The organism is Burkholderia sp. AU33803 (assembly GCF_002223095.1).
In the GTDB taxonomy this organism is placed as follows: Bacteria; Pseudomonadota; Gammaproteobacteria; order Burkholderiales; family Burkholderiaceae; genus Burkholderia.
Map to the genome: position 1 here is coordinate 486,740 of NZ_NKFJ01000008.1, position 16,477 is coordinate 503,216.

Below are 16,477 nucleotides of genomic sequence, written 5' to 3' on the forward strand. Positions count from 1 at the left end.
GCGGCGCTTACGCGACGCCGACACCCAGGTAACGGTCCTTCACCTCGTGATCGGCCGCGAACGCCGCGTTGCTGCCTTCGTAGACGATCACGCCCTGCTCGATCACGAAGTGGCGGTCGGCGAGCTGCGTGCACACTTCGAGGTTCTGTTCGACGAGCAGGATCGCGACGCCGGCCGCCTTGATCTGCTTCAGCTGCTCGACGATCTCCTCGACGATCACCGGCGCGAGCCCTTCGACCGGCTCGTCGAGCATCAAGAGCCGCGGGTGGTTCATCAGCGCGCGGCCGATCGCGAGCATCTGCTGCTCGCCGCCCGACAACTGCGCACCGCCGTTGCGGCGACGCTCCTTCAGGCGCGGGAAGATCCGGTAGATGTCGTCGAGCTGCCACGGTGAATCGCGGCGCGCACCGAGCCGCAGGTTCTCCTCGACCGACAGCAGGCGGAAAATGCCGCGATGCTCCGGCACGAAACACAGGCCGCGCGCGGCGATCCGGTGCGCGGGCTGCCCGGACACCGGCCGGCCCGCGAACGTCACCGTGCCGCCGGTCGGCGCGACGACGCCCGCGATCGTCTTGAGCGTCGTCGACTTGCCCGCGCCGTTGCGGCCGAGCAGCGTCACCGTCTCGCCTTCGTCCACGTTCAGCGAAATGCCCTGCAGGATGTGGCTCTTGCCGTAGCAGGCATGAACGTCCTTCACGTCGAGCATCATGCGCGGCCTCCCGTGATCATGTTGCCGAGATACGCGCTGCGCACGCGCGCGTCGCCGCGAATCGCGTCCGGCTTGCCTTCGACCAGCACGCGGCCCTGCTGCATCACCGTAATCGTGTCCGAGATGTCCATCACGATGCCCATGTTGTGTTCGATCAGCACGACCGTGTAGTCGTCTCGCAGGCCGCGGATCAGTGCCTTCATGTCGTCGAGATCGTCGATCCCCATGCCCGACGTCGGCTCGTCGAGAAAGATCGCGCGCGGTCGCGCCGCCAGCGCCATCCCGACCTCGAGCCGGCGCTGCTGGCCGTGCGACAGCACGCCGGCCGCCGTATCGGCGAAGCGCTGCAGGCCGAGCCGCTCGAGCACGTCGTCGACGATGCCGTCGTGCGCAAGCGCACCGCGCGGGGGCACCCACGGATTCAGCGCGCGCCGCGATTCGACGCCCTGCGCGGCGACGCGCAGGTTCTCGCGCACGCTCAGGTTCGGAAACAGGCTCGTCACCTGGAACGAGCGCGCGATGCCGCGCCGCACGCGCTTGTGATCGGGTTCGCGCGACACGTCGTGACCGTCGAACAGGATCGAGCCCGACGTGATCGGCAGCGTGCCCGTCAACGTATGGAACAGTGTCGTCTTGCCGGCGCCGTTCGGCCCGATCACCGAATGCACGGTGCGCGGCATGATCCGCAGGTCGACGCCGCCCAGCGCCGTGAACTTGCCGTAGCGCTTGACGATGCCGCGCGCCTCGAGAATCGCTTCGCTCATTGCCGCTCCCCGGTCGTCGTCGCCGTCCGTCCGCCGCGCCGCAGCGACGCCACGACGCGTTCCCCCAATCCCCACAACCCGCGCTGCATGAACAGGCTGACCGCGATCAGCACGAGGCCGAGCAGCAGCAGCCAGCGCGGCCACAGCGTCGACAGCCAGTCCGCGAACAGCACGTAGAATGCCGCGCCGAGCACCGACGCGAACAGGTTGCCCGTGCCGCCGATCACCGTCATCACGAGGATCATCTCGCTCGTGTGATAGTCGATGTTCGACAGCGGTGCGATGCCCGTCATCAACGCGTGCAGCGCACCGGCGAAACCCGTGACCGCGCCCGACAGCACGAATGCCGCGAGCTTGAAGCGCTTCACGTCGTAGCCGGCCGCCGCCGCGCGCGCCTCGTTGTCGCGGATCGCGAGCAGCGTGCGGCCGAACACGGAGCGCGACACGCGCAACAGCAGCCAGAACACCGCGACGAACAGCACCGCGACGAAGCCGTAGTAGCGCCACGGCGAATCGAGCGAAACGAGCGGATGCCCGAACAGCGACAACGCGGGGCGCGGGATGTCGAGCAGCCCGTTGTCGCCGCCCGTGACGTTCGGCGTCGTGTAGGCGAGAAAGTAGAACAGCTGCCCGAACGCGAGCGTCAGCATCACGAAGTAAGTACCGCGCTGCCGGATCGAGAACCAGCCGACGAGCGCGGCCGCGGCGGCACCGAGCACGGTGGCTGCAACCAGCGCGGCAGTCACCGATGCGACGCCGTGCGTCAGCACCAGCCCCGCCGCGTAGCTACCGAGCCCGAAGAAGATGCCCTGCCCGAACGACAGCAGCCCCGTGTAGCCGAGCAGCAGGTTGCAGCCGAGCGCGGCGAGCGCGAACACCAGCACCTCGGTCGCGAGCGAGCCCGAGCTCAGCGCAACCGGCAGCGCGCACACGACGGCCACCGCGAGCCAGCCTTCCGGCCGCTGCCATGCGCCGCGCCACGGCCGCGGGCGTGACGAGGCCGCCGTCCCGGGCGGCAGCGGTTTCGACGATTCGATCATGCGGCCCTCCCCAGCAACCCGTTCGGACGCAACAGCAGCACGGCCGCCATCGCGACATAGATCATCAGCCGCGCCCCTTCCGGCCACAGCGTGCTCATCAGGCTCTGCACGATGCCGACCAGCAGCCCGCCGACCAGCGCCCCGAGAAAATTCCCCATCCCGCCGACGACGACCACGACGAACGCGACGCCGAGCGCCTCGATGCCCATGAACGGGTCGACGCCGCGGATCGGTGCGGCGAGCACGCCCGCGAGCGCGGCCGTCGCCGCGCCGAGCGCGAACACGAGGCTGAACACGCGCGTCACGTTGATGCCGAGCAGCGACACCATCTCCGTCGATTCGCTGCCCGCGCGCACCGTGCTGCCGAGCCGCGTGCCTTCGAGCACCCACCACAGGAGCGCGGCGAGCACGGCCGTGAACGCGATCACGAACAGCCGGTATTTCGGGTAGACGAAGCCGCCCCAGATCACGACGCCGTTCAGCGCGTCGGGCGGCGGCACGTTGTCGCCGAGCGGGCCCCACGCGAGGATCGCGCACTCCTGCAGCACGAGCGCGAGCCCGACTGTCGCGAGGATGTGGAATTCGTGCTGCTGCGCGTACACATGACGCAGCACGAGCTTTTCGACGCTCCACGCGAACGCGCCGACGACGAGCGGCACGACCGCGAGCGCGACCCAGAAATTCGCCGACCATTGCAGCGCCTGGTAGCAGAGATACGCACCGAGCAGATAGAACGCGCCGTGAGCGAAGTTCACGAAGCGCAGCAGGCCGAACACGATCGACAGGCCGACGGCGAGCAGGAAATACAGCATGCCCACGCCGATGCCGTTGACGATCTGCAGCAGATAGACGTTCATGGCTTCCGTGTCAGAAAGGAAGGTAAAGGACGTCCGCGGCGCGCGACGGCCGCGGACGCATGCACTGCGTCACGCGAGCTTGCAGCTCGTCTTGTCGACCGGCAGGAACGACTGGCCCGAACTGACGATGTCGGCGTAGTCGTCCGCGTTCTTCATCCGGCTCTTCGGCTTGCCCTTCAGCAGGTAGTAGTTCTTCAGCACCTGGTGATCGCCCTTGCGGATTTCCTCCGGGCCCGTGAGGCCGTCGTACTTCATGCCCTCCATCGCCGCGACCACCTTCTTCGGATCGGCGCTGCCGGCCTTCACCATCGCGTCGACCAGGATCTTCGAGCAGATGTAGGAACCCGCGAGGCTGTAGTTCGGGTTCGCCTTGAACGTGGCGTTCGCGCGCTTCACGAGGTCGCGGTTCAGCGGCGAATCGATGCCGTGCCAGTACTGCGCGCCGAAATACACGCCGTCGCAGATGTCGGGCCCGAGCGCCTCGAACTGCTCGAGGCCCGACGCCCACGCGAGCAGGATCGTGCAGTTGCGCTTCATCCCGAAGCTGACGGCCTGGCGCAGCGTGTCCGACGACTGCGAGCCGAAGTTCAGGATCAGCAGCACGTCCGGCTGCGCGGCCGCCGCGTTCGTCAGGTAGCCGCTGAACTCCTTCTCGGCGAGCGAGTGGTAGCTGTTGCCGACATGCTCGATGCCCTTTTCCTTGAAGATCGCCTTCGCGGCCGACAGCAGGCCCTCGCCGAACACGTATTGCGGCGTGATCGTGTACCAGCGCTTCGCCTTCGGCAGCATCTGGGTCAACGGGCGCACCGTCTGCTCGATCGCGCCGAAGGTCGGCACCGACCAGCGGAACGTCGCGGCATTGCAATCCTTGCCGGTGATCTCGTCCGCGCCGGCCGTCGTGATGAACACGCCGCCCGCCTTCTGGACTTCCTTGCCCATCGCCAGCGACTCGGACGACAGGATGCCGCCCGCGAAGAAACGCACGCCCTTCTGCTGCGCGATCTCCTGCACGCGCCGCACGGCGGTCGCGGGCTTGCCCTCGGTGTCGAGCGCCGTGTAGGCGAGCGGCGCGCCAAGCACCTTGCCGTACTGCTGAACGATGAGCTGCATGCCGAGATCGGCGTACTTGCCGTTGGCCGCGAACGGCCCCGACATCGGCACCGGGCATGCGAGCTGGATGGACGAACCCTGCGCGAACGCGGCGCGGGACGACATGCTGCCGAGCGCACCCGGCACGGCCGACAGCGCGGCCAGTTTCAACAGTTCTCGGCGATTCAAGTTGACGCTCCTGATAAAGGGGGACACACGCGATGCGACCGACTGCCAAACCGTGCCCACGCCCTGCAGGATGCGCGCCGCCGGTTGATCCTATTTATCATGATAAATAGAATGAACCTGATGCTAGAGTTGATCAAAATTGGTGTCAATCAGGCAAAATTCCGTACCCGCGCCGGCACGGATCGTCGACGATGACGCGGCGCGGAGTCAGACAAAGGAGTCGTGAAGATGGTCATGGACCGAGCCAGGGCGGGCCTCGCGGTCGAAATCAAGCAGCCGAAGCGGGCCGACCTCGTCGCCGAGGAGATCAAGCGGCTGATCACCGAGAAGGACCTGAAGCCGGGCGATCGCCTGCCGCGCGAAGCCGAGCTGCAGCAGCTCTATGCGGTGAGCAAGAGCACGATCCGCGAGGCGCTGAAGTCGCTCGAGGTGCAAGGGCTGATCAAGGTCACCACGGGGCCGTCCGGCGGCGGGATGGTCGTCGAGGTGCCGCTCGACCGCACGTTGCAGCTGCTGCAGAACTACCTGTTCTTCAAGGACGTGACGATCGACGACATCTACACCGTGCGCAAGCTGCTCGAACCCGAGCTGGCGGCCGGTGCCGTGCCGCATCTGGGCGAGCGCGACTTCGCGGCGCTGGAGGCGAACATCGCGTGCTGCGACGGCGCGTCAGGTGTGCACGACCGCGGGCACATGCTGCGCCAGCGCCAGGAGGACACGACGTTCCACGACATCCTCGCGGCCGCGAACCCGAACCCGTTCCTGCGCTTCAGCTGCGAGCTGATCAACGAGATGATCCGGCAGCTGATCGAGTTCCGGAACGATACGCCGCTCGTGGAGCACAAGCGCTTCGGCGAAGCGAACGTGTCGATCCACAAGGCGATCCTGCAGGCCGCGCGCGAGCGCGACGCCGAGCGCGTCCGGGCGCTGATGGTCGAGCACATGACCGAGGCGCCCAAGCATGTGAAGCGGATGAAGGGCAAGCTGCGCGGGCGGTTGATCCTCGATTCCGAGATCCGCCGGCGGGCCGCTGCGCCCGTTGCGGGATCCGATGCGGGCGCAGCGGATCCCGACGAGGACTGATTGCCGGCGAGCGCGGCGTCGGCGCGACGCCGCGTGCTTCGCAGCGCACGGGAAGTATCAGCCACGCGGTAACTGCCGACGCCATGCGTGGCCGTGGCGGCCGGCCGCCGCGAGCGGCGCAGGCAATCGCGCATGCGCGCCGCGATTCACCCGGGCGGGCGCCGCATCGTACGGTTGCTCACGCGTACCCCGTCGTGCCCTTCGTCTCCAGATACTCGACGAGGCCGAACTCCGCATATTCGCGGCCGTTGCCCGAACGCTTGTAGCCGCCGAACGGCGCGGCCGGATTCCATGCCGGGTAGTTGATGTGGACGTTGCCGACCCGCAACCGCGCCGCCACCCTGCGCGCACGCTCGATATCCTTCGACTGCACGTAGGCCGCGAGCCCGTAGACCGAATCGTTCGCGAGCGCGATGGCTTCTTCTTCGGTCCGGTAGGTCATGATCGCCAGCACCGGCCCGAAGATTTCCTCACGCGCGATCATCATGTCGGGCGTGACGTTCGAGAATACCGTCGGCCGCACGTAGAACCCGTCACCGAGCCCGTCCGGACGCCCCGGCCCGCCGGCGACGAGCGTCGCGCCTTCTTCGATCCCGAGCCGGATGAAGTGCTGGATGCGGTCGAACTGAGTGCGGCTGACCACCGGCCCGATACCGGTCTCCGTCGAACGCGGATCGCCGACGACCGTGCGTTCCGCCTCCCGTCGCGCGGCCTGCTCGGCCAGCGCCAGATGATCGGCATGCACGAGCATGCGGGTCGGCGCATTGCACGACTGGCCGCTGTTGCTGAAGCAGCTGCGCGCGCCGCGCGTGACCGCATCCTCGATATCTGCATCGGGGAGGATCAGGTTCGGGCTCTTGCTGCCGAGCTCCTGATGCACGCGCTTCACGGTATCGGCCGCCGCCTTCGCGACCTCGACGCCCGCGCGCGTCGAACCGGTGAACGACACCATGTCGACATCCGGGTGCCGCGACAGCGCGTCGCCCACGTCATGCCCATAGCCGTGCACGAGGTTGAACACGCCGGGCGGCACGCCGGCTTCGTGCAGGATCTCCGCGAACAGGATCGCGCTGAACGGCGCGATCTCGCTCGGCTTGAGCACCATCGTGCAGCCGGCCGCAAGCGCCGGCGCGACCTTGCACACGATCTGGTTGATCGGCCAGTTCCACGGCGTGATCAACGCGCACACGCCGATCGGCTCGTGCGACACCAGCAGCGAATCGGTCTGCGTGCTGAAGCGGAACGACTGCAGCGCGCGGATCGTCTGCTCGAGGTGCGCGGTGCCGACGGCCGCCTGCGCCGCGCGCGCAAATGCGATCGGCGCGCCCATCTCCTGGCTGATCGTCTGCGCGACCTCCTCGTAGCGGCGCTGGTAAATGTCGAGCACGCGCCGCAGCAGCGCGACGCGCTCGCCCACCGGCCAGCGCGAATACGGGTCGAAAGCCTGCTTCGCCGCGCCGACCGCGCGGTCGGCGTCGGCCGCATCGCCGATCCTGAGCTGCGCATACGGCCGGGCCGTGCTCGGATCGATCACGTCGATCGATCGTGCATCGGCCGGATCGAGCCACTGGCCGTCGATATAGGACTGTTGTGACGTTCTCATCGAATGCTCCTGAAATGAAGGACGCCGCGCTCAGCGCGTCGCCCGCGCATAGGTGTCGACGAGGATGTCGCGGATCTTCGCGACGAACCACACGATCTCGTCGCGCGACATCACGAGCGGCGGCGAGAACTGCACGATCGGCGTGCCTTCGTGATCGACGCCCGCACGGCACAGCAGCCCCGCGTCGAAGATCGCGGGGGCGAGCAGCGTCGACACGAACGCCTGCGCGCTGATGCCGGCCGCCCAGCGGCGCGCGGCCTTGTCGGTCACGAGTTCGAGCGAGTAGTGGTAGCCGTCGCCGCGCACGTCGCCGACGCACGGCAGTTCGAGCAGGCCGTCGAGCGTCTGGCGGAACACCGCTTCGTTGCTGCGGACGTTCTCCAGCACGCCTTCGCGCTCCATGATCGCGAGGTTCGCGAGCGCGGCCGTGCACGCGACCGGGTGGCCGCCATAGGTCGCGCCATGCAGGAACATCTGCTGCGGGCCGTCGAGCACCGTGTCGACCACCGCGTCGCTCGCGATCACGCCGCCGAGCGGCACGTAGCCCGACGCGATGCCTTTCGCGAACGTGATGATGTCCGGCTTCAGCCCGTAGCGCGCGGAGCCGAAATATTCGCCAAGCCGGCCGAACCCGCAGATCACTTCGTCGGCGACGAGCAGCACGCCGTGCCGGTCGCAGATGTCGCGCAGCCCGGCCGCATAGCCGGCCGGCGGCGTCAGGCTGCCGCCCGCGTTCTGCAGCGGCTCGACGACGATCGCGGCGACGGTATCCGGCCCTTCCTGCACGATCAGCGATTCGATCTCGTCGAGCAGGTGGCGCGTGAACTGCGCTTCCGTCTCGCCTGCGGGGCGGCCGTAGCGCTTCGTGTTGCCCACGTGCCGCACGCCCGACATCAGCGGCTCGAAATGCTTGCGGAAGTTCGTCATCCCGTTCAGCGCGAGCGCGCCGAACGACGTGCCGTGATACGCGACGCGCCGCGCGATGAACTTGCGCCGCTGCGGCTCGCCGCGCGACTGGTGATACTGGCGCACCAGCTTGATCGCCGATTCGTTCGACTCCGAGCCGCTCGACGTGAAGAACACGCGGTTCAGCCCGTCCGGCGCGAGCGCCGCGAGCTTGTGCGCAAGCCTGATCGCCGGCTCGTGGCCCACGCCCCAGTTGGTCGCGAACGGCAGCCGCACCATCTGCTCGCGGATCGCGTCGCCGATTTCCGCGCCGTGGCCGTAGCCGACCTGCACGCAGTACAGCCCGGCCAGCCCGTCGAAATAGCGCTTGCCGTTGCGGTCGACGAGCCAGCAGCCTTCGCCGCGGTCGAACACGGTCAGCGCGTGGTCGCGATACGCATCGGCGTGCGTGAAATGCATCAGCAGGTGGCGTTTGCCGATGGCCTGCAGGTCCGCATCGAGATTGACGTCAACAGCGTTCATGGGTCGTTCCTCCTTCAGGGTTTCAGAGCCGGTGGCCGGCAGCCGGCCACCGGTCATTCAATTCATCGACAGCGTCGGCGCCGGGCGCGTGAAGCCGCGCGTGAGCCACACGAGCTGGCAGAGCCCGAGCACGAGCCAGCCGGTGCCGACGTAGAACGTCTGGCGCGACAGGCCCGACCAGAGCCACACGTTCATCGCGAAGCCGATCGCCGGCATCACGCCGAACGTGATCCAGCCCGCGAAGCGGCGATGCTCGGGCCGGCACAGATAGCTGCGCATCACGCACAGGTTCACCACCGCGAACGCGACGAGCGCACCGAAGCTGATCATCGTCGACGCGAGATCGAGCGTGATGAACAGCGCGGACAGCGACACGATGCCGACCGCGAGCGTCGCGCGCACCGGCGTGCGCAACCGTGCATGCAGGTGACCGAAGACGCGTTCCGGCAGCACGCGGTCGCGGCCCATCGCGAACAGCACGCGCGTCACGCTCGCCTGGCCCGCCATTGCGCTCGCGAAACAGCCGGCCACATACACCGCGACGAAGAACGCCGACAGCGTGCCGCCGCCGATGCGTCGCATCAGTTCGAGGCTGGCCGAATCGAGATCCTTGAAGGCGTGCCAGTCGGGAAACACCACCTGCCCCACGTACGCCACCAGCATGAACAGCACGCCGCTCGCCAGCGTGCAGAGCAGGATCGCGCGCGGCACCGTGCGCTTCGGCTCGCGTGTTTCCTCCGACAGCGTGGTGACCGCATCGAAACCGAGGAACGACAGGCACAGGATCGCGGAGCCGGCGAAGATGGCCCGCGCATCGCCCGACGACGGCAACGCGACGGCCATCGACAGCCCTTCGCCCGACGCGACCCGCGCGGAAGCGATGAAGAAGATCGCGATGAACACGAGCTGGCTCGCGATCAGGATCAGGTTCACGCGATTGACGAGCCGGATACCGACGATGTTCAGCCCGGTGATCAGCACGATGCTCCCGACGATCCATACGCTCGCCGGCACGCCCGGGAAAATCTGCTTCATGTAGATGCCGATCGCGAGGTAGCTGATCATCGGGATGAACAGGTAGTCCATTAGCAACGCCCAGCCGACCATGAAACCGGCCGACGTGCCGAAGTTGCGGCTCGCGAACGTATAAGCCGACCCGGCGCTCGGCATCAGCCGCGCCATGTGGCCGTAGCTGCGTGCCGTGAACAGCATCGCGACCAGCGTGACCGCATACGCGGCCGTGAGATGCCCGTTGGTCTCGCTCGTAACGATCCCGTAGGTCGTGAACACCGTCATCGGCAGCATGTACGCGAGGCCGAAGATCACCAGCGTCGCGAGCCCGAGCAGATTCGGCTTGCGGCGCTCGTCCGCGTCGCCTCGCATCACATGCGCGCCGAAGTCATGCGTCGCGGCGGCTGATGCGTATCGACCTGGGCTGTCGTTGTCCATGCTGTCCTCACGTGGGTGGCGTTCACGGCTTCAACTCTCGTTCGCCCGGCACGGCCGGCGGCGTACGACTGGGAGAAAGTGTGGTGCGCCAAAAAATCGGCCACGAATGAGAAAAGCGGACGTAATCAGGGGATATTTCCGGACACGTCGCCGCCCGGCGCGCCGGCGAGCCATGCATGCTGCTGTGCGGCACTGGCGTTTTGCGGACATTCCCGCTATGTTCTACGCGACCCCGTCGCCCCTTCAGCACCATGAACAGCCGCCCCCATCCACACCAGAGCCGGGCCGAGCGCAGCCTGCGCTCGTCGCTCGGCCTCGCGCGCCCGGCCGGGCGTCAGGAGGACATTCCCGCCACCGTCCACGCGATCGCGGTCGCACTGGACGAATGCCGCGTGCGGCATATCGACGGCGCCGCGCTGCTCGAAGGCACGGGGCTCGGCGCGGACGAAGTCGCGTCGCCGACCCTGCACGTGAATCGCGGCCAGGAGCAACGCTGCTTCCACAACCTGCTGCAGTGCAGCGGCGTGCCGTCGATCGGGCTGTCGATCGGCGCGCGGCTGCACGTGTCGACGCTCGGCCTCGCCGGCTACGCGATGCTGATCAGCGGCTCGGTGATGCAGGCATTCCGGTGCATGGGCCAGTTTCCGCTGTTCATGGGGCTGTATTTCGATGTGCGTATCGATACGCACGCGGACGGCATGAGCGTGACGATCAGCCGCTACAACGGCGAACCCGATCTCGAGGTGTTCCAGGTCGACATGTGCCTGTCGAGCCTGCGGCTGATCGTGTCCGATCTCGTCGGCAAGCCGGTCTGGCCCGAACAGGTGCAGCTCGCGCGCCGCACGCCGCGCAATGCGGCCGACTACACGCGCCACTTCGGCTGCAAGGTCGTGTTCAATGCGGGCGACAACCGGCTCGTATTCACGTCGGTGAACGGCACCGAGACACCGCTGCTCGCGAACGAAGTCAGCTTCAATGCGCTGCATGGCCAGTGCGAGGCACTCGAACGGCAGTGGGCCGCGTCGGTCGGCACGCGCTTCGCCGATCGCGCGAGGGAGCTGATGGCGCGCGACCTGGCGCGCTTCAAGTCGATGACGTCGCTCGCGGATGCCCTGCACCTGACGGAGCGCACGCTGCGCCGGCGGCTCGACAAGGATGGCCTCACGTTCCAGTCGCTGCTCGACGACGTGCGCCGCGATGAAGCAGTGCGGATGCTCGACGATCCCGAGCTGACGGTCGCGGCCATCGCGGAGCGTCTCGGCTACAGCGAACCGCGAAGTTTCCGTCATGCGTATCGACGCTGGACCGGCAGGGCGCCACGCGCCGATCAGGACGGCAGCGAATAGGCCGGACCCGCCAGGACTGCGTGCGGATAACTGCGTGCGGATACGCGGCGGTGCGTGACGGTCGAGCACGATGCTGGGGCGTTCACGAAACCCGCTTCAAGTTGACCGCCCCGCCAATCGATTCGGAATTCGAATCATTTTCCGTACGCGTGATCCTTCCCCGCTTCATCGCCACCACATGATCGTCGGCACGCAATCTCGATCGCCCCGCAAGGTAGACGCGATCATTCGATTACTCTATACTCAGCCCAACTTCATCACAACATGCATGATCTCGTGTGCAACGTGATGTCATTTCGCAATTCGTTGCGCATGCATCCGTTTCGCCACGTCAAGGGAGCCTCCGGCTCCAGCGGCAGGTGTCACGCCCGCCGCATCCATGCCGTCCTCACGGGGCGGTGCCCTGCTCGAACGCGCCTCGCCATGACGGCGCCGCCGGGCTGAACATGACAATCAGACGAACGCAGCATCGCGTTCACTCGACCGCCAGTCGCACCTCGTTGCGGCCGGCATGACTGTTTCCGTCAGTTCAAATCGCGGCCATGCCGGGATCACGAACTTCCATCGCGGCGCCATCCGGCGTCTACGCGGCATGCGCCCGTGCGTGTGCCGCACCGAGATTGAGGGGGTGTATCTTCATGACTCGACGCACTGTCCAGCTGGTGGGCAGCCTGATCGCCATCGTCGCCATCGCCTGGGCGCTCGCGCGCGGCATCGGTGCCGACACGTTCCGCCAGCGCGCGGACGATCTCGCGTACTACGCGGGCCAGCACATGCTGCTGGTCGTCTATTCGATGTCGCTCGCGATTGCCGTGGGCGTGCCGGCCGGCGTGCTGCTGAGCCGGCCGCGCTTCCAGCATCAGGCCGAGCGCTTCATGCAGGTCTTCAACATCGGCAATACGATCCCGTCGCTCGCCGTGCTCGCCATCGCGCTCGGCATCTTCGGCATCGGCAACGTGCCCGCGATCGTCGCGCTGTTCCTCGCATCGCTGCTGCCCATCACGCGCAATGCCTACGAAGGCATGAAGAACGTGCCGGCCGCGCTGCGCGAAGCCGCGAAGGGCATCGGCATGACGGGCTGGCAGTCGCTCGTGCGCGTGGAGTTGCCCAATGCGCTGCCGATCATCGTCGGCGGCGTGCGCACCGCGCTCGCGATCAACGTCGGCACGGCCCCGCTCGCCTACCTGATCGGCGCGGACAGTCTCGGCTCGCTGATTTTCCCCGGCATCTACCTCGACAACCAGCCGCTGCTGCTGCTCGGCGCGTCGCTCACCGCGATCCTCGCGCTCGTGCTGGACGGCCTCGTCGCGGCCGGCAGCCGCCATTGGCTCGCCCGCCACGGAGGTGCCGCATGACACTCCATCGCACCATTCGATCGCTCGCGCGCCTGTGCACCGTGGCAGCGTTGTGCATCGCGGCGAGCGCACCGGCCTGCGCGGCGAAGCTCGTGCTGGGCGCGAAGAACTTCACCGAGCAATACGTGCTGGCGGAACTCACCGCGCAATACCTGCGCGCGCGCGGCTACGACGTGGAAGTCCGTTCGGGCCTCGGCAGCACGCTCGTGCGCAGCGCGCTGGAGAACGGCCAGTTCGATCTCATGTGGGATTACACGGGCACCGCCGCGCTCGTCTACAACAAGATCAACGACAAGCTTTCGCCCGACGAAATGTACCGGCGCGTCAAGGCGCTCGATGTGCCGCGCGGGCTCGTCTGGCTCGACGCGTCGCCGCTCAACGACACCTACGCGATCGGCCTGCCCAGCCCGCTCGCGCAGGCCACCGGCATCCGGACCGTCTCGCAGCTCGCCGAACACCTGAAGACCGACCCGGCCGCGAAGCACTACGTGTTCGGGATGGACGCGGAATTCGCGAATCGCCCCGACGGGCTGAAGCCGCTGCTCGCCGCCTACGGCATGCAGTTCAGCCGCGCGCAGCTCAAGCAGATGGACCCGGGGCTCGTCTACACGGCGCTGCACAACAACCAGCTGAAGATCGGCCTCGTCTACACGACCGACGGGCGCGTGAAGGGCTTCGGCATCGTGCCGCTCGAGGACGACAAGCACTTCTTCCCGCCGTACAACGCGACGCCCGTGGTGCGCAAGGACACGCTCGATCGCAATCCGAAACTTGCGACGCAACTCAACGCGCTGTCGGCCGCGCTCGACAACGACGTGATGCAGGCGATGGCCAAGGAAGTCGACCTCGACGGCAAGTCGCCGCGCGACGTCGCCGACGCATTCCTGCGCACGCACAAGCTGCCATGAAGGAGAACCGATGAACATATTCGACTATCTCGCGTCGAGCTGGCCCGAACTGCTGCAACTCACGTTGCAGCACATCTGGCTGGTCGGTATCGCCGTAGGCTGCGCGATCGTGGCCGGCGTACCGCTCGGCATCCTGATCAATCGCCATGACTGGCTTGCCGGGCCGCTGCTCGGCGTCGCGACCATCGTGCTCACGCTGCCGTCCATCGCGCTGTTCGGCCTGATGATCCCGCTCTTCTCGCGCTTCGGCCAGGGGATCGGCGCCGCCCCCGCGATCACCGCCGTGTTCCTGTACTCGCTGCTGCCGATCATGCGCAACACGTACCTCGCGCTGCACAACGTGGATGCGGGCATCAAGGAAGCCGGCACCGGCATCGGCATGACGTCGTGGCAGCGCCTGCGGCTCGTCGACCTGCCGCTCGCGGTGCCCGTGATTCTCGCGGGCGTGCGCACCGCGGTCGTGATGAACATCGGCGTGATGACGATCGCCGCCGTGGTCGGCGCGGGCGGGCTCGGCACGCTGATCCTGCGCGCCATCGGCCAGAGCAGCATGATGAAACTGCTGGTGGGCGCGGTGCTCGTGAGCCTGCTCGCGATCGTCGCCGACCGGCTCCTGCAGAGGCTGCAGCGAGCATTGACACCGAAGGGAGTGCAGAAGACATGATCGAACTCGACAAACTGACCAAGACCTTCACGCGCAAGGACGGCCAGGCCGTGCGCGCCGTCGACGCCGTGAGCCTCTCGGTGGCCGAGGGGGAAATCTGCGTGTTCCTCGGCCCGTCGGGCTGCGGCAAGACCACCACGCTGAAGATGATCAACCGGCTGATCGCCCCCACGTCCGGCCGCGTGCTGATCAACGGCGAGGATACGGCGCAACTGAACGAGGTCGACCTGCGGCGCCACATCGGCTACGTGATCCAGCAGATCGGGTTGTTCCCGAACATGACGATCGAGGAAAACATCACCGTCGTGCCGCGCCTGCTGGGCTGGGACAAGAAGCGCTGCGCCGAACGCGCGCGCGACCTGATGGCGATGGTCGCGCTCGATCCAAAGCTGTACCTGAAACGCTATCCGCGCGAGCTGTCGGGCGGGCAGCAGCAGCGTATCGGCGTGATTCGCGCGCTGGCCGCCGATCCGCCCGTGCTGCTGATGGACGAACCGTTCGGCGCGGTCGATCCGATCAATCGCGAATCGATCCAGAACGAGTTTTTCCAGATGCAGCGGCAACTGAACAAGACCGTGATCATGGTGAGCCACGATATCGACGAAGCGATCAAGCTGGGCGATCGCATCGCCGTGTTCCGGCGCGGCCAGCTCGTGCAATACGATCATCCCGACACACTGCTCGCCCGCCCGCGCGACGAATTCGTCGCGCAGTTCGTGGGCCAGGACAGCACGCTCAAGCGCCTGCTGCTCGTGAAGGCCGGCGACGCCGCCACGCAGCCCGAAACGGCACGGGTCGATACGCCGCTCGCGCACGCGCTCGCCGTGATGGACGAAACCGATTCCCGCTACCTGACCGTGCTCGACGACGCGGGCCGCGCGCTCGGCTACGTAACGCGCCGCGCGGCGCGCACCGGTGGCGGCGTGTGCGGCGAGCGCGTGACGCCCTTCCCGGCCGGCGTCGCGGCGGACGACAACCTGCGCATCGTGCTGTCGAAGATGTACCAGTACAGCGCGTCGTGGATGCCGGTGCTCGACCCCGACGGCGCATGGCTCGGCGAGATCACGCAGGACTCGATCGCCGCGTACCTCAGCTCGGGCCGCTCGCGCCGGCAGACGGGCCAGCCGCCGGGCAGCCCGGCCGATGCGGTCGCGGCAAGCGCCACGCACTGATTCGTCTCCGTGCCGGTGCGGCGTCGCACCGGCGCGGGCAAGCGAATCGATACCGGGCGCGAGGGAAAACAACGCGCGGCCAGGCCCGGCGATCAAACGCCGCTTGACCCGACTTCAACTGAAAACCGTCAATCCGGAACCGGCGAGCGGACGCCATTTCCATCATCCGTGTTTCCCGCAGACGTAATCCATGACCAGCGTCTGAATGGAGTCGCGCTCGACATACCGGTAATCATCCGAATTTTCGCGAGATACGTAGACCTCGCCCGGCTGCGCGCCGGCCATGCTGGTCTTGCCCATCGCCCAGGTCTTGTTCTCACAGTCGAACGACCAATCGGAAACGAGGCGCTTCACCGGAAACGGCGCCGAGTAACGGCGCGGCTCGGCATATACGATCTTGACCGTCACCCACGAATTGCGCGTATGACGCTCCACGGAAGCGGGATCCACATGGAGCGCGATGGCCGGGCCGGGGCCAAGCGTGATCCAGGTCTCGGCCCATGCCCCGCTTGCGGCGAGCGCAAGGAATGCACCCGCAATCCAGCGTCTTTTCATTTTCATTCCTCGAATCCGGCTCGGTGAAATCCGGCGGCCTGATTCTACTTTCTCCGGTTGCGTGACGTGCGTGCTTCAAACCGGAACATTCACCGGCTTCGGCTCATTTCTTCCAATCGACATCCGGTCATGCCTGTCGAGCGCGTATAAAAAATCAGCGTGCCGAATGCATCGCGAATTGCATGAATTCGACTCGCGTAGAATGCCCGCAATAATCGAACATCAAGCCGAGCGGGCCGCCCTTCCATTCCACTCGCACCGGCACA

Annotated in this window: 15 protein-coding genes; 6 read left to right on the forward strand and 9 right to left on the reverse strand. The window is 66.9% G+C overall.

The genetic code is table 11. The features are described from left to right. Window positions 1-7: 7 nt before the first annotated feature. From CFB41_RS33675 to CFB41_RS33695, 5 genes are all read right to left on the reverse strand, one after another. A complete protein-coding gene (locus tag CFB41_RS33675; protein WP_089459593.1) occupies window positions 8-709 on the reverse strand; it encodes an ABC transporter ATP-binding protein in 702 nt (233 codons plus the stop codon). Then, complete coding sequence (locus tag CFB41_RS33680) at window positions 706-1,473, reverse strand: ABC transporter ATP-binding protein (RefSeq protein WP_089459594.1); 768 nt, start codon at window positions 1,471-1,473, stop codon at window positions 706-708. The genes CFB41_RS33675 and CFB41_RS33680 overlap by 4 nt, the downstream gene beginning before the upstream one ends. Next, entirely contained in the window at window positions 1,470-2,513 is a 1,044-nt protein-coding gene (locus tag CFB41_RS33685) for a branched-chain amino acid ABC transporter permease (RefSeq protein ID WP_089459595.1), read from the reverse strand. Before CFB41_RS33685 ends, CFB41_RS33680 begins: the two co-directional genes overlap by 4 nt. Next, window positions 2,510-3,370, reverse strand: coding sequence for a branched-chain amino acid ABC transporter permease (locus CFB41_RS33690; RefSeq protein WP_089459596.1), 861 nt, complete (start codon window positions 3,368-3,370; stop codon window positions 2,510-2,512). Before CFB41_RS33690 ends, CFB41_RS33685 begins: the two co-directional genes overlap by 4 nt. A gap of 69 nt (window positions 3,371-3,439) precedes the next feature. After that, the gene (locus CFB41_RS33695; RefSeq protein ID WP_089459597.1) at window positions 3,440-4,648 is read right to left on the reverse strand and encodes an ABC transporter substrate-binding protein; all 1,209 of its coding nucleotides are present in this window, start codon (window positions 4,646-4,648) and stop codon (window positions 3,440-3,442) included. A gap of 228 nt (window positions 4,649-4,876) precedes the next feature. Between CFB41_RS33695 and CFB41_RS33700 the strand changes: the two genes are divergently transcribed. Continuing rightward, window positions 4,877-5,731 carry a FadR/GntR family transcriptional regulator gene (locus CFB41_RS33700; RefSeq protein WP_089459598.1) on the forward strand — a complete coding sequence of 285 codons (855 nt, stop codon included), beginning with the start codon at window positions 4,877-4,879 and terminating at the stop codon, window positions 5,729-5,731. A 178-nt stretch (window positions 5,732-5,909) separates the two neighbouring features. On the opposite strand, the gene CFB41_RS33705 is transcribed toward CFB41_RS33700, so the two are convergent. From CFB41_RS33705 to CFB41_RS33715, 3 genes are read right to left on the reverse strand one after another with little or no spacing between them, the layout of a single operon-like run. Next, the gene (locus tag CFB41_RS33705) at window positions 5,910-7,334 is read right to left on the reverse strand and encodes an aldehyde dehydrogenase family protein (RefSeq protein ID WP_089459599.1); all 1,425 of its coding nucleotides are present in this window, start codon (window positions 7,332-7,334) and stop codon (window positions 5,910-5,912) included. A 30-nt stretch (window positions 7,335-7,364) separates the two neighbouring features. Next, window positions 7,365-8,762, reverse strand: coding sequence for an aspartate aminotransferase family protein (locus CFB41_RS33710; RefSeq protein WP_089459761.1), 1,398 nt, complete (start codon window positions 8,760-8,762; stop codon window positions 7,365-7,367). Window positions 8,763-8,819: 57 nt separating this feature from the next. Then, window positions 8,820-10,211, reverse strand: coding sequence for an APC family permease (locus tag CFB41_RS33715; RefSeq protein WP_089459600.1), 1,392 nt, complete (start codon window positions 10,209-10,211; stop codon window positions 8,820-8,822). A gap of 251 nt (window positions 10,212-10,462) precedes the next feature. On the opposite strand from CFB41_RS33715, the gene CFB41_RS33720 reads away from it, so the two are divergent. The 5 genes from CFB41_RS33720 (at window position 10,463) to CFB41_RS33750 (ending at window position 15,656) form a co-directional block, all read left to right on the forward strand. Continuing rightward, complete coding sequence (locus CFB41_RS33720; RefSeq protein WP_089459601.1) at window positions 10,463-11,557, forward strand: AraC family transcriptional regulator; 1,095 nt, start codon at window positions 10,463-10,465, stop codon at window positions 11,555-11,557. 638 nt (window positions 11,558-12,195) lie between these two features. Next, window positions 12,196-12,912, forward strand: coding sequence for an ABC transporter permease (locus CFB41_RS33735; RefSeq protein WP_089459602.1), 717 nt, complete (start codon window positions 12,196-12,198; stop codon window positions 12,910-12,912). After that, window positions 12,909-13,820 (forward strand): glycine betaine ABC transporter substrate-binding protein, encoded by a 912-nt coding sequence (locus tag CFB41_RS33740; RefSeq protein ID WP_089459603.1) that lies wholly within the window; start codon window positions 12,909-12,911, stop codon window positions 13,818-13,820. Before CFB41_RS33735 ends, CFB41_RS33740 begins: the two co-directional genes overlap by 4 nt. A 10-nt stretch (window positions 13,821-13,830) precedes the next feature. Next, window positions 13,831-14,484, forward strand: a complete 654-nt coding sequence (locus CFB41_RS33745; RefSeq protein WP_089459604.1) for an ABC transporter permease — start codon at window positions 13,831-13,833, stop codon at window positions 14,482-14,484. Continuing rightward, the gene (locus CFB41_RS33750) at window positions 14,481-15,656 is read left to right on the forward strand and encodes a betaine/proline/choline family ABC transporter ATP-binding protein (protein WP_089459605.1); all 1,176 of its coding nucleotides are present in this window, start codon (window positions 14,481-14,483) and stop codon (window positions 15,654-15,656) included. The genes CFB41_RS33745 and CFB41_RS33750 overlap by 4 nt, the downstream gene beginning before the upstream one ends. 162 nt (window positions 15,657-15,818) lie before the next feature. On the opposite strand, the gene CFB41_RS33755 is transcribed toward CFB41_RS33750, so the two are convergent. Next, window positions 15,819-16,217, reverse strand: coding sequence for a surface-adhesin E family protein (locus CFB41_RS33755; protein WP_089459606.1), 399 nt, complete (start codon window positions 16,215-16,217; stop codon window positions 15,819-15,821). Window positions 16,218-16,477: the final 260 nt, after the last annotated feature.

Bases quoted from the DNA above. Each gene is read 5' to 3' on its own strand.
- CFB41_RS33675 (WP_089459593.1), bottom strand. From the start codon at position 709: ATGATGCTCGACGTGAAGGACGTTCATGCCTGCTACGGCAAGAGCCAC.
- CFB41_RS33680 (WP_089459594.1), bottom strand. From the start codon at position 1,473: ATGAGCGAAGCGATTCTCGAGGCGCGCGGCATCGTCAAGCGCTACGGC.
- CFB41_RS33685 (WP_089459595.1), bottom strand. From the start codon at position 2,513: ATGATCGAATCGTCGAAACCGCTGCCGCCCGGGACGGCGGCCTCGTCA.
- CFB41_RS33690 (WP_089459596.1), bottom strand. From the start codon at position 3,370: ATGAACGTCTATCTGCTGCAGATCGTCAACGGCATCGGCGTGGGCATG.
- CFB41_RS33700 (WP_089459598.1), top strand. From the start codon at position 4,877: ATGGTCATGGACCGAGCCAGGGCGGGCCTCGCGGTCGAAATCAAGCAG.
- CFB41_RS33705 (WP_089459599.1), bottom strand. From the start codon at position 7,334: ATGAGAACGTCACAACAGTCCTATATCGACGGCCAGTGGCTCGATCCG.
- CFB41_RS33710 (WP_089459761.1), bottom strand. From the start codon at position 8,762: ATGAACGCTGTTGACGTCAATCTCGATGCGGACCTGCAGGCCATCGGC.
- CFB41_RS33715 (WP_089459600.1), bottom strand. From the start codon at position 10,211: ATGGACAACGACAGCCCAGGTCGATACGCATCAGCCGCCGCGACGCAT.
- CFB41_RS33720 (WP_089459601.1), top strand. From the start codon at position 10,463: ATGAACAGCCGCCCCCATCCACACCAGAGCCGGGCCGAGCGCAGCCTG.
- CFB41_RS33735 (WP_089459602.1), top strand. From the start codon at position 12,196: ATGACTCGACGCACTGTCCAGCTGGTGGGCAGCCTGATCGCCATCGTC.
- CFB41_RS33740 (WP_089459603.1), top strand. From the start codon at position 12,909: ATGACACTCCATCGCACCATTCGATCGCTCGCGCGCCTGTGCACCGTG.
- CFB41_RS33745 (WP_089459604.1), top strand. From the start codon at position 13,831: ATGAACATATTCGACTATCTCGCGTCGAGCTGGCCCGAACTGCTGCAA.
- CFB41_RS33750 (WP_089459605.1), top strand. From the start codon at position 14,481: ATGATCGAACTCGACAAACTGACCAAGACCTTCACGCGCAAGGACGGC.
- CFB41_RS33755 (WP_089459606.1), bottom strand. From the start codon at position 16,217: ATGAAAATGAAAAGACGCTGGATTGCGGGTGCATTCCTTGCGCTCGCC.